At 45.4% G+C, this 22,995-nt stretch carries 19 protein-coding genes; 16 read left to right on the top strand and 3 right to left on the bottom strand.

Features of this window, described 5'->3' with window-relative positions; genetic code table 11:
• The first annotated feature begins 271 nt into the window (after positions 1-271).
• A complete protein-coding gene (gene sixA, locus R7Z78_RS09850; RefSeq protein WP_005380537.1) occupies positions 272-736 on the top strand; it encodes a phosphohistidine phosphatase SixA in 465 nt (154 codons plus the stop codon).
• 96 nt (positions 737-832) lie between these two features.
• Here the strand turns inward: sixA and smrB are convergent, their stop codons facing one another.
• Positions 833-1,363: an endonuclease SmrB gene (gene smrB, locus R7Z78_RS09845; protein ID WP_005380539.1), complete on the bottom strand. Its 531-nt coding sequence runs from the start codon at positions 1,361-1,363 to the stop codon at positions 833-835.
• Between the two features lie 62 nt (positions 1,364-1,425).
• Between smrB and prmB the strand changes: the two genes are divergently transcribed.
• Both prmB and aroC read left to right on the top strand, forming a co-directional pair.
• Positions 1,426-2,358 (top strand): 50S ribosomal protein L3 N(5)-glutamine methyltransferase, encoded by a 933-nt coding sequence (gene prmB / locus R7Z78_RS09840; protein ID WP_005380541.1) that lies wholly within the window; start codon positions 1,426-1,428, stop codon positions 2,356-2,358.
• Between the two features lie 180 nt (positions 2,359-2,538).
• Positions 2,539-3,624: a chorismate synthase gene (gene aroC, locus R7Z78_RS09835; RefSeq protein WP_104975524.1), complete on the top strand. Its 1,086-nt coding sequence runs from the start codon at positions 2,539-2,541 to the stop codon at positions 3,622-3,624.
• A 223-nt stretch (positions 3,625-3,847) separates the two neighbouring features.
• Here aroC and R7Z78_RS09830 read toward each other — a convergent pair whose 3' ends face one another.
• The gene (locus R7Z78_RS09830; protein ID WP_005380544.1) at positions 3,848-4,471 is read right to left on the bottom strand and encodes a trimeric intracellular cation channel family protein; all 624 of its coding nucleotides are present in this window, start codon (positions 4,469-4,471) and stop codon (positions 3,848-3,850) included.
• A gap of 332 nt (positions 4,472-4,803) precedes the next feature.
• Between R7Z78_RS09830 and R7Z78_RS09825 the strand changes: the two genes are divergently transcribed.
• From R7Z78_RS09825 to R7Z78_RS09815, 3 genes are all read left to right on the top strand, one after another.
• Positions 4,804-5,334, top strand: a complete 531-nt coding sequence (locus R7Z78_RS09825; RefSeq protein ID WP_005380546.1) for an elongation factor P hydroxylase — start codon at positions 4,804-4,806, stop codon at positions 5,332-5,334.
• Between the two features lie 25 nt (positions 5,335-5,359).
• Positions 5,360-5,623: a YfcL family protein gene (locus tag R7Z78_RS09820; protein ID WP_005380548.1), complete on the top strand. Its 264-nt coding sequence runs from the start codon at positions 5,360-5,362 to the stop codon at positions 5,621-5,623.
• A 146-nt stretch (positions 5,624-5,769) separates the two neighbouring features.
• The gene (locus R7Z78_RS09815; RefSeq protein ID WP_005380552.1) at positions 5,770-6,294 is read left to right on the top strand and encodes an NADPH-dependent FMN reductase; all 525 of its coding nucleotides are present in this window, start codon (positions 5,770-5,772) and stop codon (positions 6,292-6,294) included.
• Between the two features lie 76 nt (positions 6,295-6,370).
• Here R7Z78_RS09815 and mnmC read toward each other — a convergent pair whose 3' ends face one another.
• The gene (gene mnmC / locus R7Z78_RS09810) at positions 6,371-8,389 is read right to left on the bottom strand and encodes a bifunctional tRNA (5-methylaminomethyl-2-thiouridine)(34)-methyltransferase MnmD/FAD-dependent 5-carboxymethylaminomethyl-2-thiouridine(34) oxidoreductase MnmC (RefSeq protein WP_042522514.1); all 2,019 of its coding nucleotides are present in this window, start codon (positions 8,387-8,389) and stop codon (positions 6,371-6,373) included.
• Positions 8,390-8,517: 128 nt separating this feature from the next.
• Between mnmC and fabB the strand changes: the two genes are divergently transcribed.
• From fabB to purF, 10 genes are all read left to right on the top strand, one after another.
• A complete protein-coding gene (gene fabB, locus R7Z78_RS09805) occupies positions 8,518-9,729 on the top strand; it encodes a beta-ketoacyl-ACP synthase I (RefSeq protein ID WP_005389435.1) in 1,212 nt (403 codons plus the stop codon).
• A 340-nt stretch (positions 9,730-10,069) separates the two neighbouring features.
• Complete coding sequence (locus R7Z78_RS09800; RefSeq protein WP_005380560.1) at positions 10,070-11,203, top strand: 4-phosphoerythronate dehydrogenase; 1,134 nt, start codon at positions 10,070-10,072, stop codon at positions 11,201-11,203.
• The gene (locus R7Z78_RS09795) at positions 11,200-12,213 is read left to right on the top strand and encodes an aspartate-semialdehyde dehydrogenase (protein WP_005380562.1); all 1,014 of its coding nucleotides are present in this window, start codon (positions 11,200-11,202) and stop codon (positions 12,211-12,213) included. Before R7Z78_RS09800 ends, R7Z78_RS09795 begins: the two co-directional genes overlap by 4 nt.
• Before the next feature lie 197 nt (positions 12,214-12,410).
• Positions 12,411-16,850: a FimV/HubP family polar landmark protein gene (locus R7Z78_RS09790; RefSeq protein WP_104975521.1), complete on the top strand. Its 4,440-nt coding sequence runs from the start codon at positions 12,411-12,413 to the stop codon at positions 16,848-16,850.
• 142 nt (positions 16,851-16,992) lie between these two features.
• Positions 16,993-17,787, top strand: a complete 795-nt coding sequence (gene truA / locus R7Z78_RS09785) for a tRNA pseudouridine(38-40) synthase TruA (RefSeq protein WP_025767185.1) — start codon at positions 16,993-16,995, stop codon at positions 17,785-17,787.
• 197 nt (positions 17,788-17,984) lie between these two features.
• Entirely contained in the window at positions 17,985-18,911 is a 927-nt protein-coding gene (gene accD / locus R7Z78_RS09780) for an acetyl-CoA carboxylase, carboxyltransferase subunit beta (protein WP_005380583.1), read from the top strand.
• 46 nt (positions 18,912-18,957) lie between these two features.
• The gene (folC, locus tag R7Z78_RS09775) at positions 18,958-20,220 is read left to right on the top strand and encodes a bifunctional tetrahydrofolate synthase/dihydrofolate synthase (protein ID WP_005380586.1); all 1,263 of its coding nucleotides are present in this window, start codon (positions 18,958-18,960) and stop codon (positions 20,218-20,220) included.
• A 14-nt stretch (positions 20,221-20,234) separates the two neighbouring features.
• A complete protein-coding gene (locus tag R7Z78_RS09770) occupies positions 20,235-20,828 on the top strand; it encodes an SPOR domain-containing protein (RefSeq protein ID WP_005380588.1) in 594 nt (197 codons plus the stop codon).
• A 61-nt stretch (positions 20,829-20,889) separates the two neighbouring features.
• Positions 20,890-21,381, top strand: coding sequence for a CvpA family protein (locus tag R7Z78_RS09765; protein WP_104975520.1), 492 nt, complete (start codon positions 20,890-20,892; stop codon positions 21,379-21,381).
• A 36-nt stretch (positions 21,382-21,417) separates the two neighbouring features.
• The gene (gene purF, locus R7Z78_RS09760; RefSeq protein WP_005380592.1) at positions 21,418-22,932 is read left to right on the top strand and encodes an amidophosphoribosyltransferase; all 1,515 of its coding nucleotides are present in this window, start codon (positions 21,418-21,420) and stop codon (positions 22,930-22,932) included.
• Positions 22,933-22,995: the final 63 nt, after the last annotated feature.

Here is a 22,995-nt window from a genome sequence, read left to right as displayed (position 1 = left end):
AGACTTCTGCACAGGCCCATCGCGTTTGCGTATGGGTAAGAACTGTTTGAGTGAATGCTCTGAACTCATTGCACAGTTAAATAGTGTGATGAACTGAGTACATTCTTTTAATAGATTGTTAAGAAAGTCGCTATCTTTAACAAGCGAATTGGTATAATGAACAGATAATTATATCAGTATTTTTGTTTCGTCATTGTTAAAGTTAGCCCCGTCTATCTAATAAAGATAGCAGTCAACCTTTTGGTAGCGTTAGCTATCCCTAGGAAATAACATGAAAATATTCATCATGCGTCACGGTGAAGCCGAGCATTTTGCAGATTCAGACGCAGCACGACAATTGACCCCAAGAGGCAGAGTCGAATCAGAAGCGGTTGCGAGAGCCTGTAAAGAACAGGGTTTTGCGCAATTCGATAAAGTGTTGGTGAGTCCGTACATTAGAGCTCAACAAACTTGGCAAGAGATCAGTGCGTATTTCTCTGCAAAAAGCATTGAAACTTGTGAAGATATTACACCTTATGGCCAGTCCGAGCATGTCTTCGATTTCGCAAGTGCGTTAATCGAAGTCGAACAATTGGACTCGCTTTTGTTCGTATCGCATTTGCCTTTGGTCGGTTATCTGACTTCAGAGTTTGTAAAAGACATGACACCACCGATGTTTCCTACATCAGGCCTAGTGTGCATTGAATATGATTTACAAACACAAAATGGTGAAGTGCTTTGGCATATTACGCCATAAGTGTCTAAACCAAAATAAGCGTTTGCAAATTAGAGACAGAATAAGAAAGGCAGGAGATCCCTGCCTTTTCGTTTCGTCGTGTCTACAGCAAGCCTGTTACTTTTCAGGAATAGAAAGCAACACTAACAACGCACCATCACCACCAAATTCTAGTGGCGCTTGGTGAAAAGCCATAACGTCAGGATGCTGTGCTAACCAAAGTGGGGCTTTCTGTTTCAGGATGTGTTTCCCAATACCATGTTGCACACACGCACAATGAATCTCGTTTTTGATGCAATAGGCTATCATCGCACCAAGCTCGCGTTTTGCTTCTTGCTGTGTCATGCCGTGCATATCGAGGAACACGTCCGGTACATACACGCCACGACGTAGACGTTTGACTTCATAAGTGGAGACGTCGTCACGTGCATAACGAGTTGGACCTTCATCGTTTAATAGAGGGACAAACTCGTCTGAAAAGTAAAATTCAGAGTCACTCGCTTCACGGTTGGAGCGCTTGATTTCTTTTTGCTTAGTATTTTTTTTTGGTTGCTGGATTATGGTATCCTGTCGCAACTTTTTCACGCCCTGTACTGCTTCCTGAAACAAGGCGAAATCGTCATCGTTCTCGGTGTCTTTTTTGCTCATTAGGTAAACAATTTCATTAATAAACTTTATTGGCAGTATTGTAGCGCTTTTCGGAGGCAATTTTGGATAAGATTTTTGTAGAAGAAGCGGTATCGGAACTGCATACCCTTCAAGATATGATTCGTTGGACGGTAAGCCGCTTTAATGCAGCGAACCTGTTTTACGGTCATGGTACTGATAATGCGTGGGATGAAGCTGTTCAGCTTATCCTGCCAACCTTATACTTGCCGATTGATGTGCCTCCGCACGTATTGAACTCTCGCCTAACGACAAGCGAGCGTCTGCGTATTGTTGAGCGCGTAGTAAAACGCATCAACGAGCGTACGCCAACAGCATACCTAACCAACAAAGCATGGTTCTGCGGTCTTGAGTTCTTCGTTGATGAGCGTGTACTTGTGCCACGTTCTCCTATCGGCGAATTGATTCAAGCGGAATTCCAACCTTGGTTGGTGGAAGAGCCTACGCGCATCATGGACCTATGTACGGGTTCTGGTTGTATCGCGATTGCTTGTGCGCACGCTTTCCCTGAAGCAGAAGTGGATGCTATCGACATCTCTACAGATGCTCTACAAGTGGCTGAGCAAAACGTACAAGATCATGGCATGGAGCAGCAAGTGTTCCCAATTCGCTCTGATTTGTTCCGTGATCTTCCAAAAGAGAAATACAATCTAATCGTGTCTAACCCACCATATGTGGATGAAGAAGACATGAACAGCCTGCCAGATGAGTTCACGCATGAGCCTGAGCTTGGGCTAGCTGCGGGTACGGATGGTCTAAAACTAGTGCGTCGTATTCTTGCTAACGCGCCAGATTATCTAACAGATAACGGCATTCTTATTTGTGAAGTCGGAAACTCAATGATTCATATGATGGAACAGTATCCAGAGATTCCATTTACTTGGATTGAGTTCGAGAACGGCGGTCATGGCGTATTTATGCTAACGCGTGACCAGCTGGTTGAGTGTGCAGAAGAGTTTAAACTGTACAAAGACTAATAGAGTCTTGCACTAAACATCAAAACACCGAGCTTTATGCTCGGTGTTTTTTTTATGCATACCTCGCCGATATTAACTCTTTACATCAAAACGTAATAAAGCCACTATGAATCCACGAAGAATTGGAAAGCAGCTATGCTCTGTTTTGAGAGAGCGTGGCGATAAAAACTTGAGGAAGTAATGGCAGGAAACAGTATCGGACAACATTTCCGAGTGACGACATTCGGGGAAAGTCACGGTATCGCACTGGGATGTATCGTAGACGGATGTCCTCCGGGGTTGGAAATTACAGAAGCAGATCTACAAATCGATCTCGACCGCCGTCGTCCAGGCACATCACGTTACACCACACAACGTCGTGAACCGGATGAAGTTAAAATTCTTTCTGGCGTTTTTGAAGGCAAAACCACGGGCACATCGATCGGTTTGCTAATTGAAAACACCGATCAGCGCTCAAAAGACTACTCTGACATCAAAGATAAGTTCAGACCGGGTCATGCTGATTACACTTACCACCAAAAATATGGCATCCGCGACTATCGCGGTGGCGGCCGTTCTTCAGCTCGTGAAACCGCAATGCGTGTGGCTGCTGGTGCAATCGCGAAGAAATACTTAAAAGATGAGTTTGGTGTTGAGATTCGTGCTTACTTGTCACAAATGGGTGATGTATCTATCGACAAGGTAGATTGGAACGAAATCGAGAACAATGCATTCTTCTGCCCTGATGCTGACAAAGTAGAAGCATTTGACCAACTTATCCGTGACCTGAAAAAAGAAGGCGACTCTATTGGCGCAAAAATCCAGGTTGTGGCAACTAACGTGCCTGTTGGTCTTGGGGAACCCGTATTTGACCGTTTGGATGCAGACATCGCGCACGCACTAATGAGCATAAACGCGGTGAAAGGCGTGGAAATCGGAGACGGTTTCGAGGTGGTAAACCAAAAAGGCAGTCAGCACCGTGATGCGCTTGCTCCTGAAGGTTTTGGTAGTAATCATGCGGGTGGCATTCTTGGTGGTATCTCGACTGGTCAAGACATTGTCGCAAACATTGCGCTTAAGCCAACATCAAGTATCACTGTGCCGGGTGAGACCATCACAAGAGAAGGTGAACCAACTCAGTTGATCACCAAAGGTCGTCATGACCCATGTGTGGGTATTCGTGCTGTGCCTATCGCAGAAGCGATGCTGGCTATTGTGGTGATGGATCATTTACTACGCCACCGTGGTCAAAACCATGGCGTAACAACTGAAACACCGAAGATTTAAGAGCTTTGTGTCATTCCAGCGAGCTATAGCGAGACTAGGAATCTAATTTCAGCGCGATGAAAAGAGAAAGAAACATCTCTGACAACAGAGTGCTCGGATAATAGATCCTGAATCATGTTCCTTCGTCGCTGTTCAGGATGACTGAATATAAAATTATGCCACTCACTGAATCGCGGGTGGCACAATTTTATCAGGCAACCTTTTTTGTTTAAGTAGTTTTTGCTTAATGAATCGAGCCTTCTGTTTCCAAATGGAAAGAAGGCAGACGCCACTTAAAGCGTACCGCAGCCATACGCAACATGTAACCAGTAACCAGTGTAATAATAGTGGCAGTGACATCGGGAACATTGAATTCTAATAGCGCTAAGTACATTCCTGATGCGATAAGAGCGACAGAAGCGTAAAGCTCTTCATGCAGTACCAATGGTGTTTGGCGACAGATTAAGTCGCGAAGTAGCCCACCGAATACACCCGTTACTAACGCTGAAACCATACAAATACCAGGGTGCAAGCCCATGCCCATCGCAATTTTTGTTCCGATGATACTAAACACGATTAAACCTAGTGCATCGAGGCGAATGAACAGACCTTTCAGCTTAATCACCCATTTCGCTAAACCTGTTGTTAGCACACCTGCAACACACGTAATTGCAAGGAACTCTGGGTTTTTTACCCAACCAAGAGGGTAGTGGCCTAATAGAATGTCACGTACGGTGCCACCACCAATGGCCGTTGCGCTGGCCACCAACATAACACCAAACCAGTCCATCTTTCTTCTACCAGCACTTAACGCACCTGTCATGGCTTCAGCCGTGATACCAATGATATACAACACACTTAGCAACATAGGGAAACACTCAACGTAAAAAGTCACTACGTTCTACGAGAATCAGCGTAGGCGAAGTAACAACACTTACAAACGGTTCTATCTCTCTTAAAAAGTGATTAAAACCAGCAACATGCTTGTAGTCAAACGGCTTAAAAATAGCGGTTTGAAAGGCATCAAAATAAGGCGAGAGTGTAGTGGTAAATAAGTACGCTGACGAATGAGAAATTGTATGGAGAAAGCGACCTTCAGATAAATTCAACTAATAACCAAAAATGTGGGGGTGCCTTTACCTCATAGCTAAAAACAGCGACAATATGCAGCGCATGTCAAACTGAAGTACAAACTCGACGATGACCCACGAATACCAAGACTTAATCACCATTTTTAATGACACCTTTTTAGAACAATTTAATACGAAATTAGAGTTAGGTGGTGATGAGCCTATTTATCTTCCTGCTGATGATGAACACCCTCATCATCGGATTATTTTTGCTCGGGGTTTTTACGCCTCTGCTTTACACGAGATCTCGCATTGGTGTGTGGCTGGTCCAGAGCGTCGTTTGCTGGAAGATTTTGGCTATTGGTATGAACCCGATGGGCGAACAGCAGAAGTTCAAGCGGAGTTTGAGAAAGTTGAAGTGCGACCTCAAGCTTATGAATGGATTCTGGCACAAAGCGCTGGCTTCCCTTTTACGGTGAGTTGTGACAATCTACACGGCGATTTTGAACCAGATAGGCTCGGCTTTATGAAAAAAGTGCATAAAGAAGTGCTGGGTATTTTGGACGTTGGCTTGCCTTTGCGAGTGAAAATGCTTTCTGATGCCCTGCGCGCATTTTATCAAACTAAGCCACTGGAAGCGTCGGACTTTTGCGTTAAATAACCACTAATAACCTCAGAGATACACCATGATTATTGAATTTGAAGAAAAACTACTGGAACTGATTGATGCTCGAATTGAAACAGCATCTGACGATGAATTGTTTGCTGGTGGTTATTTACGTGGTCACATCTCTTTATCCGCGGCGTCTTGTGAAGAAGAAGGGATTAGCGATATTACTGAGCTGAAGTCACGCATTGAGAGCAGCTTAGAAGATGCGCGTACCGAGTTAAGCCCGGCCGATCGCGTGATTGTCAGTGATTTGTGGCAAGAGCTCCAGGCTCAGGCTTAATCCCTAAGCAGCGTTCTCCCTTTATTTAATCCTAGTAATTTACTACTTCGAAAAATTCGAACCTCTCCATAAAATTTTTGTGGTTGTAGCGAAACTGTTCAACTTTTATTCTGATCAGCATAAAACGTGAACAAAGGATTACAACCATGAAAATTGTCGCATTTGGTGCATCTACCAGCTCTACCTCAATCAACAAACTACTTGCTACATACGCAGCAAATCAAGTCGAAGGCGCTCAAGTGAATGTTCTAGACTTAAACGATTATCAAGCGCCAATGTTTAGCGAGGACAAAGAGAAAGAAATAGGTCAAGCTGAAGGGGCTGTCGCGTTTTTACGTGACTTGGCGGAGGCTGACGCTCTCGTTGTTTCCTTCGCAGAGCACAACGGTTCGTACCCAGCGGCCTATAAAAACTTGTTCGATTGGGCGACGCGCATTGAGCGTAATGTATTTCAAAACAAACCTGTCGTTTATTTAGCAACTTCCCCAGGTCCCGGTGGTGCACAAAGTGTTCTTGCGGCGGCGACAGGTTCTGCACAATTTTTTGGCGCGGATGTAAAGGCATCGTTATCTGTGCCGAGCTTCTACGAAAATTTTGACGTGGAATCGGGTAAGGTTGTAAACCCAGAAGTGGCAGAGCAAGTGAAACAGGCAGTTGCACTGCTGAAGTAATCTCAGTACGAGCAACTTAGTGAGTTAGCGATTCCCGACACGTATCTGTGTCGGGAGTTAAAACGAGAGAATACTCTTACAGCTCGGTAATGGCTTTGCCTTTTCTTAGTTTACGAACCCACATTCGACTTGGGTGAAGTTCGGTCAATACATCAACCGGTAATGGCAGCGGGTCCCCACAGATCTGGGAGGCCAACACTTCAGCTAATAATGGTGCAGAGCTCAGTCCACGAGATCCTAAACCTAAGAAGCAGAATAGGTTAGGGTACTGATGAATGGTTTCTACCTCTTCTGCTTTTTGATTTTGTAAGTTGGCGTATTGCGTTTTGATCGTCTCAAAGTCACCCACATTCCCGACAAATGGTAAGTGATCTCGGCTAACACAACGAATACCTTGGCGAGATTGATTATCAGTGATATCTACCTCTTTTGCCCATGTTTGATTCGGTACACATTTCACTAGCTTTTCCGCATTATCTTTTTGGGCGTTTTCATCAAATTCGTAGTCAAGGTGACTGCGGTCGTAGCTTGCACCGATACACAAGTGTTGATTACTTGGGTTAACAGGTGTCATGTAACCGTCGTAACACAACACCGTTTTCAGCTGACTCAGCGTTTCGGTTGCTGGCGCATGACTGACTTGTCCTTTCACTTGTCCCATTGGTAGGGAAGCGGTTTGACTCAATGTCTGGAACTCATGGCCGTTCGCAATTACAACCGTTGAGTGCTCAAATGTTTGACCACTCGCCGTTAGTAGCCAGAGCTGACGCTTTTCATCCCAATCTAATGCCTCAACATGGTGTTCAAACTTCGTTGAGAGTAACGACGTCTTCTCCAATTGTTTAATTAACCCGCGAGTTAACTCGGCAGGGCACAGCCACCCTCCCATTGGGTAGTGCACAGACGCCATATCAATAGGTAACCCGATAGTGTTCGCAGTTTCCTCGGCGGACAGCTTTTGAATGAGCTCTGGAGTGAAGTTACCCGCAAGCATTTTCTCCAGTTTGTCTGTGGATTTGTCATCCCACATCAACTGAGTTACGCCACACCAGTCATGATCAAAATCGATCTCTTGTGCTGCTTGTTCAACAAACTGACGTGCGAACAAAAATGCAGGAGCAAACACTCGTGAAACACCCGTGTGCGGGCCATTAAGCAGTGGATAAACGGCTCCTTGTCGATTGCCTGAAGCTCCTTTGGCTGGTTGTTTGTCTTTACAGTAAAGGGTGACGTTTTGGCCACGACGAACTAACGTTTTCGCTAACGCCGCGCTGGCTATACCACCACCAATGATGGCAATCGAATCAAGATTGCTAGATGCTGTGCGATTGAACCAAGGGAGATGGTTCGACTGCTTTTCACGTTGCTCCATAGAGCCGGCGATCATTTCTCGCTTAGTGCCGAAACCTTTCACCTTTTTCATTGTAAAGCCAGCTTCGTTCAAACCACGACGTACAAAGCCTGCTGCGGTAAACGTGGCAACTGTACAATCTTGCTTGGCTAGCTTTGCCATGTTGTTGAACAGGCCTTGGTTCCACATCTCTGGGTTTTTGCTTGGCGCGAATCCATCTAAGAACCAAGCATTAATCAAACCTTGTTCGTTGTATGGGACTTGCGGCATGCAGTCTTTAATGTCACCAAACCAAAGGTCGAGTGTGATTGCGCCGTCTTCTAAAACAATGCGATGACACTCCGGCACAGCGGCAGGGTAGTGCTTTTGTAACTTTTCCGCGTACTCAGCTAGCTCAGGCCAAGCTTCATGCGCCTTCTTTAAATCGGCTTTGCTTAATGGGTATTTTTCAAAGCTAATAAAATGCAGCTCTTTCAATGTTGCGTCCGGATGCTGACGACGAAACTCACTAAACCACTGGCATACTGCTAAGAAGTTTAATCCCGTGCCAAATCCTGTTTCACCAATGACAAAACGTCTTTGGTCAAATTCCTGCCATCTTTCTGGGAGATGATTTTGTTTTAAGAAAACGTAGCGTGTCTCTTCAAGACCGTTTACGTTAGAGAAGTAAACATCATCAAATTGGTCTGAAACCGGAGTACCAGCTTCGTTCCAACCAAGTTCTGCGTTTTTTATTGAAGTCATAATGGTGCAAATTTGTGATTTGGCGCGGTAAGAATGGGGCGATTGTACGAATTTATGGGAAAGCTGACCACTTTTGTTGACTATCTTAGTTATCATCTAGCGGATTTTTGAATTATAGGAATGTCATAATGAAACGAGTCGTAATCACCGGTATGGGTATTGTTTCAAGTATCGGTAACAACGTCGAAGAAGTTCTAGCGTCTCTTAAAGCGGGCAAATCTGGCATCACTGCATCTGAGCAGTTCAAAGAACACGGTCTTCGTTCGCAAGTATGGGGTGACCTAAAAATCAACCCGGCGGAACACATCGACCGTAAGCAGATGCGCTTTATGGGTGATGCGGCTGCTTATGCATACCTATCAATGGAGCAAGCAATCGCAGACGCTGGTCTTACAGAAGAGCAGGTTTCAAACGATCGTACCGGTATCGTTGCAGGTTCTGGCGGTGCTTCTGCATACAACCAAACGGTAGCGACAGACACGATGCGCGCAAAAGGCGTAAAGCGAGTTGGTCCTTACATGGTTCCTCGTACTATGTCTTCTACTGTTTCTGCTTGTCTTGCTACGCCATTTAAGATTCGTGGCGTGAACTACTCAATGAGCTCTGCATGTGCAACATCTGCACACTGTATCGGCCATGCTATGGAGCTTATTCAACTAGGCAAACAAGATATTGTTTTTGCTGGTGGCGGCGAAGAGCTAGATTGGTCTCAAACTATGATGTTTGATGCGATGGGCGCACTGTCAACCAAATACAATGACACGCCAGACAAAGCATCTCGTACATACGATGCAGACCGTGACGGTTTTGTTATCTCGGGCGGCGGCGGCATGCTGGTTATTGAAGAACTAGAGCACGCACTGGCACGTGGTGCGAAAATCTACGGTGAAATCGTAGGTTACGGTGCGACATCAGATGGCTACGACATGGTAGCGCCATCAGGTGAAGGCGCAATTCGTTGTATGAAGATGGCGATGCAAAACGTTGATGGTGTGGATTACATCAACACGCACGGTACATCGACACCAGTTGGTGACGTGAAAGAGCTTGGTGCTATCCAACAATTGTTTGGTGAGAACAGCCCTGCAATCTCTGCAACAAAAGCAATGACTGGCCACGCACTCGGCGCAGCGGGCGTGCACGAAGCAATTTACTCAACACTTATGCTAGACAAAAACTTCATTGCTCCAAGCATCAATATTTCAAACTTGGACGAAGCAGCACAAGGTCTGGACATAGTGACAGAAGCACGTGATGCAGAGTTAACGACCGTAATGTCAAACAGCTTTGGCTTTGGCGGCACAAACGCAACTTTGGTTATTAAAAAGTACCAAGGTTAACTGAATTTGTTGGCGCCTTGCGAGAGTACTGTAAACGCCAACAATCCAGTTTCCAGAGCTTGATCAGTCACACTGATCGAACAGACGCAGACTCTATCCCATGGAGAGCGGGATAGGATCCTTTTGTTCTGGAACTTTGCCCGGCTATTTAGCCGGGCTTTTTCTTTTCTCTGTTTCTGCTTTTCTCTAGGCTTCCCGGCAATCGATTCTATAGGAGTTACCTCCTTGAGGTTTATTGGTGTTATATCTTGAGATTTTTCGGGAAAAGGGCACAATCGCTTTAGTTTCGCATCTTGCGAATAAACGAACTCTTACAAATGGATGTTAGAACGCTGGCGCTATGAAAATTATTGTTGATGAAAATATGCCGTATGCTGAAGAGCTATTCAGCCAACTCGGTAACGTAATTCTAAAACCAGGTCGTACACTGACCGCCGATGATTTAGTGGATGTTGATGCCCTAATGATTCGCTCTGTCACCAAAGTGAATGCTGACCTGATCAGCAAAGCAAACAAGCTGAAGTTTGTTGGTACGGCCACGGCAGGCATGGATCATGTTGACCAAGCACTCTTAAAAGAGAAAGGCATTTTCTTCACTGCTGCGCCAGGGTGTAACAAAGTGGGTGTAGCGGAATACGCGTTCAGCGTGATGATGGTACTCGCTCAGCAACAAGGTTTCTCGGTATTTGACAAGACGGTAGGTATTATTGGTGCAGGCCAAGTAGGTAGCTACCTAGAGAAATGTTTGAAAGGCATGGGTATTAAAGTTCTCATCAATGACCCATTCAAACAAGAGGCTGGTGATCCTCGTAGCTTTACTCCGTTGACAGAACTGATTGAAAGCTCAGACATCATTACACTACATACGCCAATCACCAAAGATGGCCCATACCCAACGCATCATTTGATTGATGAGAAGGTGTTAAATGGTCTCCGCAGCGATCAAATTTTGATTAACGCGGCTCGAGGTCCCATCGTTGACAACGCTGCTTTGAAGCAACGTCTTTTGAAAAACGATGGCTTTACAGCGGCACTTGACGTATTTGAATTTGAACCAGAGGTTGATATGGAGCTTCTGCCTCTGCTAGCATTCGCAACCCCTCACGTTGCAGGCTATGGTCTGGAAGGGAAAGCTCGCGGTACGACGATGATTTTCAACAGCTATTGTGAGTTCTTAAATAACGAATTACGTGCGCATGCCAGCGATTTACTGCCAACCGCGCCTGTTCCTACTATGGTATTGGACAGAGCTTGGGACGAAGCAACACTGCATAACATCACGCAGTTAATCTATGATGTGCGTAGAGATGACGCTCTTTTCCGCCGTGAAATCAGTAAGCCAGGCGCTTTTGACCTGATGCGTAAAAACTACTGGGATCGCCGTGAATACAGCGCTGTCACGCTAGTGGGTAACAAAACATGTAACCTTGCTCCATTAGCAGAACTAGGTTTTCAGATTGAGGTAAGTCAATGAGCCAGCAATATAATGTTGCCATTTTAGGTGCGACCGGTGCGGTCGGTGAAACAATTTTGGATGTGCTTCAAGAGCGCAAATTCCCAGTAGGCGAAATCTTCCTACTCGCGAGTGAGCGCAGCGAAGGCAAGACTTACCGCTTCAATGGTAAAACGGTACGCGTTCAAAACGTAGAAGAGTTCGATTGGTCTCAAGCGCATATCGCACTGTTTTCTGCTGGTGGTGAGCTATCAGCCAAGTGGGCTCCAATTGCCGCTGATGAAGGCGTGATTGTTATCGACAATACATCACACTTCCGTTACGAGTACGACATTCCTCTTGTCGTGCCTGAAGTAAACCCAGAAGCGATTGCAGAGTTTCGTAACCGTAACATCATTGCGAACCCGAACTGTTCAACCATCCAAATGCTGGTGGCACTAAAACCAATTCACGATGCGGTGGGCATTGAGCGTATTAACGTATCAACTTACCAATCGGTGTCTGGTGCAGGCAAAGCGGGTATCGATGAGCTAGCAGGTCAAACGGCGAAGCTGCTAAACGGTCTGCCTGCAGACAAGAAGCAATTCTCTCAACAGATCGCGTTTAACTGTATTCCACAAATCGATCAAATGATGGAAAACGGCTACACCAAAGAAGAAATGAAAATGGTGTGGGAAACACAGAAGATCTTTAACGATCCATCAATCACAGTCAATCCAACGTGTGTACGTGTTCCTGTATTCTACGGTCACGCAGAAGCACTTCACATTGAGACTCGTTCACCTATCGATGCACAAGAAGTCGTTAACTTGCTTGAGCAAACTGACGGTATCGAAGTGTTCCACGGTGAAGACTTCCCTACACAAGTTCGCGATGCGGGCGGTAAAGACCATGTAATGGTTGGCCGTATCCGTAACGATATCAGCCATCATAGCGGCGTAAACCTGTGGGTTGTTGCTGATAACGTGCGTAAAGGCGCGGCAACTAACGCGGTGCAAATCGCAGAAGTTCTGATCCGCGATTACTACTAAGTCGCTTACAGTTCATTTCAAAGCCTCGCACAGTGCGAGGCTTTTTTGTACGAACGAAACAAAATAGTGTGAGATTAGTACGAATATGGCGAGAGCCACACATTTTTTATTCTCAACGCTATAGTTTTGCATGCGATATCCGATATATTTAACCGATCACCATTTCAAATTGTATCTAGCACAAAACTGAGCCTTCTATGCGTCAAAATTATAAGCGTTTGTTAGCAGCCCTTGTGTTGATGAGCGCGACTCAGACATCATCAGTGGTTCAAGCCGAAGGAATTCGTCTTGTTGGACCGTCTGGTGAAGTGCAATCATCTCCGAGCTATGCTGAAGATATTGAGCGAGCATTACCTGCTCCTCCTGCGAATACTCAACCGTCACGTTTCTTTGGTCCGACTGGTGAAAATCAAACACTATGGTCGATCGCTTCAGAATTACGACCTTCACGCGGTGTTACCGTTCAACAAACGCTTCTTGCCATTTACCGAATTAACCCTCAAGCGTTTGAGAACCAAAACATTCATGAATTGATCCCAGGGAGTCGGCTACGAGTACCTTCTCTAGAGCAAGTGCAAAGCGCGACCACAGCGCAAGCTGTTGCGATTATGAAGGCGCATGAAGCTAAGTTAAAACAGCCGAAGCCGACAAATAGAGCGACGCCAGCACAACGAGTCACCGAGCAACCAAAGCCACAAATTAAAGTAGAACCCAAGCCTGCGGCTAAGCCAGAGACAGTGGCAGCAACGGAGCCAAAACCAACTCCGAAAACAATACCCGTCATCCCTGCGCCACCAGTAACCACCTCTCCGCAGGGTGAAAAGCAGGTCAGTGCGCTAAAGGACAAACTTCAAGGCTCACAAAGTGAATTAGACTCATTAGAAGAGAAGAACCATCGTCTTCGATTGATGCTGTCAGAAGTGCAAAGCGAAGTCGAAACTTTGAAAAGCGAACTGAATGACGAAGAACGCATTCGCTCAGAAGTCGAGAAACTGCTTGCAGAAGAGCGCCAGCGCCTTGCTGAACAACAGCGCATGCAACCAAGCACCATGGACAAAATTTTGTCTAATGGTTGGCTTGTTGGTCTTGCGGCATTAATTCCTGGAGCTTTGATTGCGTTGCTAGTTGTTATGCTTCTTGGTCGACGCTCTAAAGCGAAAGGGGAAGAAGCGGCTGCACAGGAACAGCAAAACGTTGATCCTCTTGCGGCGCCAATCGGTTTAGCGGCGGCGGATGAGCTTGATGAAGAGCTCACGCTTGATGATGAATTGTTTGCAGATGAAGATATCAACACACAGTCTTTACAAGAAGAGAAGTCAGATTTAGAAGAAGACGTCTTTGCTAACCTCGACGATGAAGAACTTGATTTCAATCTGGAAGGGGACGATGACCCATTTGCAGATATTGGCGATGACGGTGACCTAGATGTTGGTCTGGATGAGTTTGAGTCATCGAACAATGGTATCCAAGTCAACGGCGAAGAAAAAGCGCTTGGTTTAGAAGAAATGGAGCGAGCCTTAGATGAGGTTGCTCCAGAACTAGAAGTGCTCGATGACGATGAGTCTGGCTTCGATCTTTCGGATGATACGAATGAGAAATCAGACTCACTTTCAGACGACGCATTTGCCGAGTTACTTGCAGCCGATGAGCCGTCAGAAGAGTTACCAAGTGACACTGTCGACCAGGATATGCTTGATGACTTGTTTGCTGAACTTGGCAACGATGACTTCGATTTAGATACTGATGAGCCTGAGTTAAAACAGCCCGTTTCGGATGATGACTTTAGTGTTGGAGAGGCATCTGACGACGATATCGATAAGCTATTGGCCCAGTATGAACAACCGGCTAGTGAATCGGAAGTTCGAGAAGCTGACGCCAATGAAGGACCTGTTCTAGATGAAAACAGTACAGAGCTACTCGATGAACTCATTGATTTTGATGAAGATGACGCAGACGAGTTTGATCCACTAAACGAGCTAGAAGCAATCTCTGGTTTTGAAGGTGATGACTCGATCGAAGAGTTAGACGCAGATAGCACAGACTTACTGGATGAACTCATTGATGATGTTACCTCTGAACTTGATGAAGAGACTGAAGCTGATTTAGATCCGTTTGATGATCTGATTCGAGAGGACGAGAGCCCAGAGCAGAATAAATCGGAAGAGGAAGAGTTACTGAAATCACTTGGTTTTGGTGAGTCAGACGCCGGCGAAAAGCCATCTTCCGTAGTTGAGTCAGAACAAACTCATGAAGATCAGGACATTGAGTCTGGATTGGACATCGACGCTTTATTAAGTGAAAGCCAACCAGACACGCAACAAGCTGCAAAAGAGCAACCATTAACCGAGCCAGAGGCTGCTTCAGAGCCATTTAGCAGCGATGAATTTCTTGGTGATTTAGAGGACCTCTCACCAGAGAATGATCCTTTAATGAGCGAGCTAGACGACCTATTTGAGTCAGACAGTGAAGAACTTCTGCCAACAGAACAAGAAAAAGCGGATTTTTCTGCTGAACTTGACGCTCTATTTGATAGTGAAGACGATTTACCGCAGCAAGTTGAAAAAACACAAACGGAGATAGAGGAAGCTTCATCACTACAACAAGAGGCTACCGATACTGATTCAACACAAGAACCATCCGTGGAGTCCGATGCTGAGGTACAGCCTCACGTTGAGCAAGAGGAAGACATTCCAGCCTTCACGCCGACACCAAATACAATAGAAAATGAATTCGGTGTTCCACAAGAAGAAGATTGGCTACTGGATGAGCCTGAATTGGAGCCGGAAACTGAGTCGACCAACGATTCAGAAGAAGAATTCAATTTTGATGAGCTGGATCTTCCAGAATTCAGCGAAGAAGATGCTCTAGCATCTATGGCTGGCGAACCTGCGTTAGAAACGTCCGAGTCCGTTGAACCAGAACAAATTGTAGCCGACTTGCCAGCTGAGTCCGAAGAAGAGTTCAATTTTGACGAGCTGGATCTTCCAGAATTCAGCGAAGAAGATGCTCTAGCATCTATGGCTGGCGAACCTGCGTTAGAAACGTCCGAATCCGTTGAACCAGAACAAATTGAACCCGACTTGCCAACTGAGTCCGAAGAAGAGTTCAATTTTGACGAGCTGGATCTTCCAGAATTCAGTGAAGAAGATGCTCTAGCATCTATGGCTGGCGAACCTGCGTTAGAAACGTCCGAGTCCGTTAAACCAGAGCAAGTCGAAGCTGACTTACCAACCGAGTCCGAAGAAGAGTTCAATTTTGATGAGCTGGATCTTCCTGAGTTTAGTGAAGAAGACGCATTGGCGTCTATGGCGGATGAGCCGGAGTTAGAAACGTCCGAGTCCATTGAACTAGAACAAGTTGAAGCCGACTTGCCAACTGAGTCCGAAGAAGAGTTCAATTTTGATGATCTCGATTTGCCAGAGTTCAGTGAAGAAGATGCCTTGGCGTCGATGGCTGGCGAACCTGCGTTAGAAACGTCCGAGTCCGTTGAGCCAGAACAAGTTGAAGCCGACTTGCCAACTGAGTCCGAAGAAGAGTTCAATTTTGATGAGCTCGATTTGCCAGAGTTCAGTGAAGAAGATGCACTGGCGTCTATGGTGGATGAGCCGGAGTTAGAAACGTCCGAGTCCATTGAACTAGAACAAGTTGAAGCCGACTTGCCAACTGAGTCCGAAGAAGAGTTCAATTATGATGAGCTCGATTTGCCAGAGTTCAGCGAAGAAGATGCCTTGACGTCGATGGAAGAAGAGCCAGAATTACCGAGCTCTGAGACTGCAGATATAGAACCAATCTCCGGTGAGGATGAAGAGTTAAGTTTTGACGACCAAGATCTTCCAGAGTTCAATGAGGAAGATGTTCTCGCGTCAATGAACGAGGGTGCTTCAGGGAGCCCTAAGGTTGAAGCAGAGACATCGAGACCAGCTATTCAAGCCGATAACGATCATGATGCTTTGTTTGAAGTATTTGCGCAGCAAAACGGCTTTGATACTGACCCAGAAGTGCAGCCAACAGCGACAGAGGGTGAGCCGCTCAGTAATTTGGATGATGAATCATCAATGGCTAACCTTCTTGCGGAAGACGCAAACTCAGAAGTATTTGAAGGTAAACTAGACAGTGACACCATCGCAAGTGCAGGTATGGATTTTGAAACCATGCTTGATGTTGGAGATGATTGGGATGGCTTTAAACCCGCTGCTGATAACGTAAGTTCTACTGAAGAAGTGCCTGAGGACCAGCGTGATGTTTGGAATTCGAGTGATGCACTAAGTCAGCCAGAGATCGCGCAAGAAAACTGGGCAGAGCAAAGCGACTTGGATGACTTCGACCCGAAGAAAAATCAATTTATGACGATTGATGAATTGATGGCTCAGGTCGACAGAGAAGGCGGTGAGTTCGAAGAAGAAGACTTTAAGCTCGATGTCGGATTGAACGAGTTTCCAGATGTTATCGGTGAGATCGGCGATATTGACGTAGATAGCAATGCTGAAGCGGCTGGGAAACTGGATTTGGCTAAAATCTATCTCGAGATGAACGATTCTCAAGGGGCGATTAAACTACTAGAAGAGGCGATTGTTTACGGTGAGGATGATATTCGCCGCGAAGCAAAAAGCCTGATTGACGCCATTAATGGCCGATAAACCGAAACAAAAGGGTAGCGTTTGCTACCCTTTTTGTGTCCCGTTAGTAGGATGCTACCTTTATGTCACCCTTGGTGAAACTGGCAACTTGAGGTGACTTGAGTATATACTTCCCGCCCCATTTTAGAGTTCGAAGGTTAAGATGAGAATCGCATTAGGTATCGAGTACAACGGTACAAACTACTTTGGTTGGCAGCGCCAAAGAGAAGTGAAAAGTGTCCAAGAAGAGCTAGAGAAAGCATTGTCCGTCGTCGCTAATCACCCAGTTGAAGTTCAGTGTGCTGGTCGGACAGACGCAGGCGTGCATGGCACGGGACAAGTTGTGCACTTTGATACCAACGTTACTCGAAAAATGGTAGCTTGGACCATGGGCGCAAACGCGAACATGCCGAGCGATATAGCGGTTCGTTGGGCTCAAGAAGTTTCAGATGATTTCCATGCAAGATTCTCAGCGACAGCGCGCCGTTATCGTTACATTATTTTCAATCATGCTTTACGTCCAGGCATCTTAAACTCGGGGGTTAGTCACTATCATGGTGAGCTCGACGAGAAAAAAATGCATGAAGCAGGGCAGTTCCTACTCGGCGAAAATGATTTTACGTCGTTTCGCGCGGCGCATTGTCAGTCTCGCAGTCCATTTCGAAACTTGATGCATCTGAACGTTACGCGCCATGGAAACTATGTGGTTATTGATATTAAAGCCAATGCGTTCGTGCATCATATGGTTCGTAATATCACGGGTAGCTTGATAAAAGTTGGACGTGGCGAAGAGAGTCCTGAATGGATCAAGTGGTTATTAGAAGCCAAAGATCGCAAACTAGCGGGTGCGACAGCGAAAGCGGAAGGTCTGTACCTGGTAGATGTAGACTACCCAGAAGAGTTTGGGTTACCTGAAGTGCCGATCGGTCCACTGTTTTTACCAGATAATTTGAACTAATTTTACAAACTTATTTCAAAATATCGGTAGTGTTTACATTGAATGTGAACGGAAAACATACGCTATTTACGATATCAAAAATAGGTACAACCAGTTTTTTATCTACAGTAGCTGCAAGATATGGTTTAATCCGTCGGTATTATGTCGAATTTATATCTTTCGCAATGAAGCGGAAGAGTTGAGAGAAAAGGTCTTCCATGAGTTGGCTTGAAAAGATTTTAGAGAAAAGCAATCTAGTAAGTTCACGCAAAGCTTCTATCCCAGAAGGTGTGTGGACTAAATGTACCTCTTGTGAACAGGTTTTATACCATGCTGAACTAGAGCGTAACTTAGAAGTTTGTCCAAAGTGTAACCATCACATGCGTATGAAAGCGCGTCGTCGTTTGGAAACATTTTTAGATGAAGGTAATCGAGTTGAATTAGGTTCTGAACTTGAGCCACAGGATAAACTGAAATTTAAAGATTCTAAGCGATACAAAGAGCGTATCTCTGCTGCACAAAAAAACAGCGGTGAGAAAGATGCGCTAGTTGTGATGCAGGGTGAATTGCTTGGTCTGCCGCTTGTGGCGTGTGCGTTTGAATTCTCCTTCATGGGTGGTTCAATGGGTTCAGTCGTTGGTGCTCGCTTTGTGAAAGCAGTGGATGCAGCCATTGAAAATAACTGTGCGCTTGTTTGTTTCTCAGCAAGTGGTGGTGCTCGTATGCAAGAGGCTTTAATGTCTCTTATGCAAATGGCAAAAACCAGTGCTGCGCTTGAGCGTTTATCAGAAAAGGGTCTGCCGTTTATTTCGGTTCTAACTGACCCTACAATGGGTGGTGTTTCAGCAAGTTTGGCTATGTTGGGTGATATCAACATCGGTGAACCTAAGGCCCTCATTGGCTTTGCTGGTCGTCGTGTAATCGAGCAAACTGTACGTGAAGATCTTCCTGAAGGTTTCCAGCGTAGTGAGTTCCTACTTGATCACGGTGCTATTGATATGATCGTTGACCGTCGTGAAATGCGTCAGCGTGTGGGTGGTCTTATCGCTAAGATGACTAACCACAAGTCTCCTTTGGTGGTTTCGGTTAACGAATCTCCAAATGAAGAGCCATATTCTGTACCAGAAGCGGACGAAAAAGGGTAAAGTATCAACTAACATAAAAACCAAAGAATTTAATGGTTAAAGTTAGATGACCCAAAACCCAATTCCTCAAGCCACATCTTCATTAGAGATGTGGCTTGATTATTTAGCAAATATTCATTCCTCAGCAATTGATCTAGGCTTAGACCGTGTCCAAGCGGTAGCAAACAAAGCCAATCTTACCAAACCAGCTCCAACCGTAATCACCGTTGCCGGAACCAATGGCAAAGGCTCAACGTGTGCGTTAATGGAAGCCATTTTACTTGATGCTGGCTATTCAGTCGGTGTTTATAGTTCTCCGCACCTGATTCGTTACAACGAGCGTGTACGCATTAATGGCGTTGACGTTGTAGATGCCAAGCACTGTGAAGCATTCGATTATGTAGAAAAGCAGCGTGGTGATGTTAGCCTTAGCCTCTTTGAATTCGGTACGCTTGCTGCGCTACGTATTTTCCAAGTAGAGAAAGTTGACGTTGTCTTACTTGAAGTAGGACTTGGCGGCCGTCTAGACGCCACTAACGTTGTTGACCATGATGTTTCTGTTATTACGAGCTTAGCGATCGATCATGTGGATTGGCTTGGTGATGACATCAATGTTATTGGTTTTGAAAAAGCGGGCATTTACCGTTCAGGGAAGCCAGCAATTTGTGGTCAACCGACGCCACCAGCGACCGTGGCGGCTCATGCTGACGATATTGGTTCTGAGTTCTTCCAAGTAGGTATTCAGTACGATTACCAACTAACTGATAATGGTTGGAAATGGAGCAGTGGGGCATTTGAGTTAGAGGATTTACCAATCCCATCGCTACCATTACAAAATGCAGCCACTGCACTGATGGCACTAGGGGCTTCGGAATTGCAAATCACTGACATAAATATTGTCAATGGCTTGAATAATGCTCGTTTGGCGGGGCGTATGCAAGTACTGCATCACGAACCTGAAATAGTCCTTGATGTCGCTCATAACCCGCACTCTGCTGAGTATTTGGTAGAAAGAGTGAAGCAACAATATCTGGGTAAGAATATCCATATTGTGGTTGCAATGCTGCATGACAAGGACATTAAAGCAACCATTGAAGCGCTAACTCCAGTTGCAACACAATGGTATCCAGCGTCGCTTACTGGACCGAGAGCGGCGACCGCTGATGAATTGTGCCAATACTTACCTGATGGGCAAGTTCATTTTGAAAACCCTGTTGACGCCTTCGAGAGTGCGAGAAGCCACGCAAAGGCAGGAGACGTTATTCTGGTGGTTGGCTCATTCCATACCGTCGGAGAGGTATTGGAACATTGGCAATCAAATAATAAATAAGCAAAGGTATTTTGATGGCAAGTAAATTCCAAAGTCGTTTAGTCGGCACCATCATTCTAGTCGCAGTCGGAGTCATTGTTCTTCCCGATGTGCTAGATGGTAAGAAACTGCACTACAAAGAAGAATTTGCCAGTATTCCTATCAAACCAGAACTTGATAGTGATGTGGAAAACTTCGAAATATTAGAGCCAGTGGAAGACGACATTACGTTACCGGATTCTCCGGTTGAAGCTGTAGTGCAAGAACGTGAGGATGCTCAAGTAGCCGTTTCTGAGCCCGAGCCAGTGCCAACATCTAAACCTGAGGTCATCAAACAACCAGAGCAAGTTGAGGTCGTCACTCGTCCTGTTCAAGAGAAAAATCAATATGAAGATTCAGCTTGGATCATTCAGTTGATGGCACTTAAGAATCACGAAAATGCTGTCGCGCTTGTCGCGGATTTGCAAAAGCGTGGTTATCAAGCTCACACAAAGAAAGAAAACGAGTTTACGAGAGTGATTGTTGGCCCTGATGTGTCAAAAAGTAAACTTGAACGACAAGTTCAAGAATTACAAAAAATTACAGGTTCAAAAGGTCAATTGCTTAAATTTAAGCCATTAAATCCATAAGAAAACGTTTGCGTCAGCATTTTTTCTGTTAAAATGCGCGCCAACTTAAGATGAAGAAAAGATGAATTGGATAGATTTTATCATTTTAGGTGTGATCGGATTTTCAGCTCTGATCAGTTTAGTTCGCGGTTTTGCTAAAGAAGCTTTGTCTTTGGTGATTTGGTTCGGAGCGTTTTTTATCTCCAGTAATTACTATGCCAAATTGGCGGTGTACTTCACCAACATCGAAGATGATATGTTTCGTAACGGAGCGGCGATTGCGGCGTTACTTGTCGCAACCTTGGTAGTTGGTGCAGTGGTGAATTACGTCATTGGTCAACTGGTACAAAAAACAGGGCTATCAGGTACGGACCGAATTCTCGGGATTGTATTTGGTGGTCTACGCGGAGTCTTAATTGTTTCTGCGGTGCTGTTTTTTATGGATGCGTTTACTGCATTCCCAAGCTCGGATTGGTGGAAAGATTCACAGTTGATCCCTGAGTTCAGCCGTATCATCGCCCCATTCTTCGAGCATTTACAAGCAACATCAAGTTTTCTGTCTGGCACTATCTAGTAGTGCCAGCTACTGTCGCAAATCGAGGATTAGGACATGTGTGGTATTGTTGGAATCGTGGGCACAACGCCTGTAAACCAGTCTATTTATGACGCGTTAACGGTGTTACAGCATCGTGGCCAAGATGCCGCTGGTATTTGTACCATAGAAAGCAATCGTTTTCGTCTGCGTAAGGCGAACGGTTTAGTCAAGGATGTATTTGAAGCAAGACACATGCAGCGCCTGCAAGGCGAGGTCGGAATTGGTCATGTTCGTTACCCTACAGCAGGCAGTTCAAGTGCTTCAGAAGCTCAACCTTTCTACGTAAACTCTCCTTTCGGTATTACACTTGCCCACAACGGTAACTTGACCAACGCTAACGAAGTTCGTCAGAAGCTGTTTGAAAAAGATCGCCGTCATATCAATACCACTTCAGACTCTGAAGTATTACTAAATGTACTGGCGCACGAAATTGACTCAGTAAAAGGAAATGTCACGACCGAAGACGTATTCCGCGCAGTCACCAATGTTCATCGCACAATTCGCGGTGCTTATGCTGTGACCGCCATGATCATTGGTCATGGTATGATTGCATTTCGTGACCCACACGGTATTCGCCCGCTGTGTTTAGGTAAGCGTGAAGTTAACGGCAGAGCAGAGTACATGGTTGCGTCTGAATCGGTGGCATTGGATGCGGTCGGTTTTGATTTCGTCCGTGATGTTGCACCTGGTGAAGCGATTTACGCAACGTTTGACGGTGAGCTTTACACGAAGCAGTGTGCAGACAATCCTAAGCTGAACCCTTGTATTTTCGAGTTCGTGTACTTTGCTCGTCCAGATTCGTTCATCGATAAAATTTCGGTATACAGCGCTCGCGTTGAAATGGGTAAAAAGCTGGGCGAACGTATTCGTGAAGATTACGCAAACCTTGATATCGATGTTGTCATTCCTATCCCTGAAACGTCTTGCGACATTGCACTGCAAATCGCTCAAGCGATCGATATCCCTTATCGCCAGGGTTTCGTGAAAAACCGTTATGTTGGACGTACGTTTATCATGCCTGGCCAGCAACAACGTAAGAAATCAGTACGTCGCAAGTTGAATGCTATTCGTTCGGAATTCAAAGGTAAGAATGTGTTGCTGGTGGATGACTCTATTGTTCGAGGTACAACGTCAGAGCAGATTATTGAGATGGCTCGTGATTCTGGTGCCAAGAAAGTGTACATGGTCTCAGCGGCTCCTGAAGTTCGTTTCCCGAACGTATACGGCATTGATATGCCAAGTGCTACAGAGCTTATTGCCCATGGCCGTGACAACGATACAATTTGTAAGCAGATTGGTGCCGATGCGCTTATTTATCAACGTCTAGAAGATTTGGTAGAGGCGGTAGGTCTTGGAAACCAAGATATTACTCAGTTCGATACATCCGTGTTTAACGGCGAATACGTAACGGGTGATATTGACCAACAATACCTAGATTTTTTGGATGGTCTTCGTAATGATGATGCGAAAACACAACTTGAAATCCAACAGGATTTAGCAAACCTAGAGCTTCATAACGAAGGCGCATAGGGTGCGTTTTCTTAAGTCGTAAAAAAACCAGAGCTTCGGCTCTGGTTTTTTGTTTTCGCTATC

Source organism: Vibrio sp. 1167, from assembly GCF_033340375.1.
Classification (GTDB): domain Bacteria; phylum Pseudomonadota; class Gammaproteobacteria; order Enterobacterales; family Vibrionaceae; genus Vibrio; species Vibrio alginolyticus.
Note: the sequence above shows the minus strand (reverse complement) of the source record. Positions and strands in the feature narration are given on the sequence as shown.

Coding starts and splice junctions, on each gene's coding strand:
- aroC (WP_104975524.1), top strand. CDS start 2,539: ATGGCAGGAAACAGTATCGGACAACATTTCCGAGTGACGACATTCGGG.
- R7Z78_RS09770 (WP_005380588.1), top strand. CDS start 20,235: ATGGCAAGTAAATTCCAAAGTCGTTTAGTCGGCACCATCATTCTAGTC.
- truA (WP_025767185.1), top strand. CDS start 16,993: ATGAGAATCGCATTAGGTATCGAGTACAACGGTACAAACTACTTTGGT.
- smrB (WP_005380539.1), bottom strand. CDS start 1,363: ATGAGCAAAAAAGACACCGAGAACGATGACGATTTCGCCTTGTTTCAG.
- folC (WP_005380586.1), top strand. CDS start 18,958: ATGACCCAAAACCCAATTCCTCAAGCCACATCTTCATTAGAGATGTGG.
- R7Z78_RS09820 (WP_005380548.1), top strand. CDS start 5,360: ATGATTATTGAATTTGAAGAAAAACTACTGGAACTGATTGATGCTCGA.
- R7Z78_RS09815 (WP_005380552.1), top strand. CDS start 5,770: ATGAAAATTGTCGCATTTGGTGCATCTACCAGCTCTACCTCAATCAAC.
- accD (WP_005380583.1), top strand. CDS start 17,985: ATGAGTTGGCTTGAAAAGATTTTAGAGAAAAGCAATCTAGTAAGTTCA.
- R7Z78_RS09765 (WP_104975520.1), top strand. CDS start 20,890: ATGAATTGGATAGATTTTATCATTTTAGGTGTGATCGGATTTTCAGCT.
- R7Z78_RS09800 (WP_005380560.1), top strand. CDS start 10,070: ATGAAAATTATTGTTGATGAAAATATGCCGTATGCTGAAGAGCTATTC.
- R7Z78_RS09795 (WP_005380562.1), top strand. CDS start 11,200: ATGAGCCAGCAATATAATGTTGCCATTTTAGGTGCGACCGGTGCGGTC.
- mnmC (WP_042522514.1), bottom strand. CDS start 8,389: ATGACTTCAATAAAAAACGCAGAACTTGGTTGGAACGAAGCTGGTACT.
- R7Z78_RS09790 (WP_104975521.1), top strand. CDS start 12,411: ATGCGTCAAAATTATAAGCGTTTGTTAGCAGCCCTTGTGTTGATGAGC.
- sixA (WP_005380537.1), top strand. CDS start 272: ATGAAAATATTCATCATGCGTCACGGTGAAGCCGAGCATTTTGCAGAT.
- R7Z78_RS09825 (WP_005380546.1), top strand. CDS start 4,804: ATGACCCACGAATACCAAGACTTAATCACCATTTTTAATGACACCTTT.
- R7Z78_RS09830 (WP_005380544.1), bottom strand. CDS start 4,471: ATGTTGCTAAGTGTGTTGTATATCATTGGTATCACGGCTGAAGCCATG.
- purF (WP_005380592.1), top strand. CDS start 21,418: ATGTGTGGTATTGTTGGAATCGTGGGCACAACGCCTGTAAACCAGTCT.
- fabB (WP_005389435.1), top strand. CDS start 8,518: ATGAAACGAGTCGTAATCACCGGTATGGGTATTGTTTCAAGTATCGGT.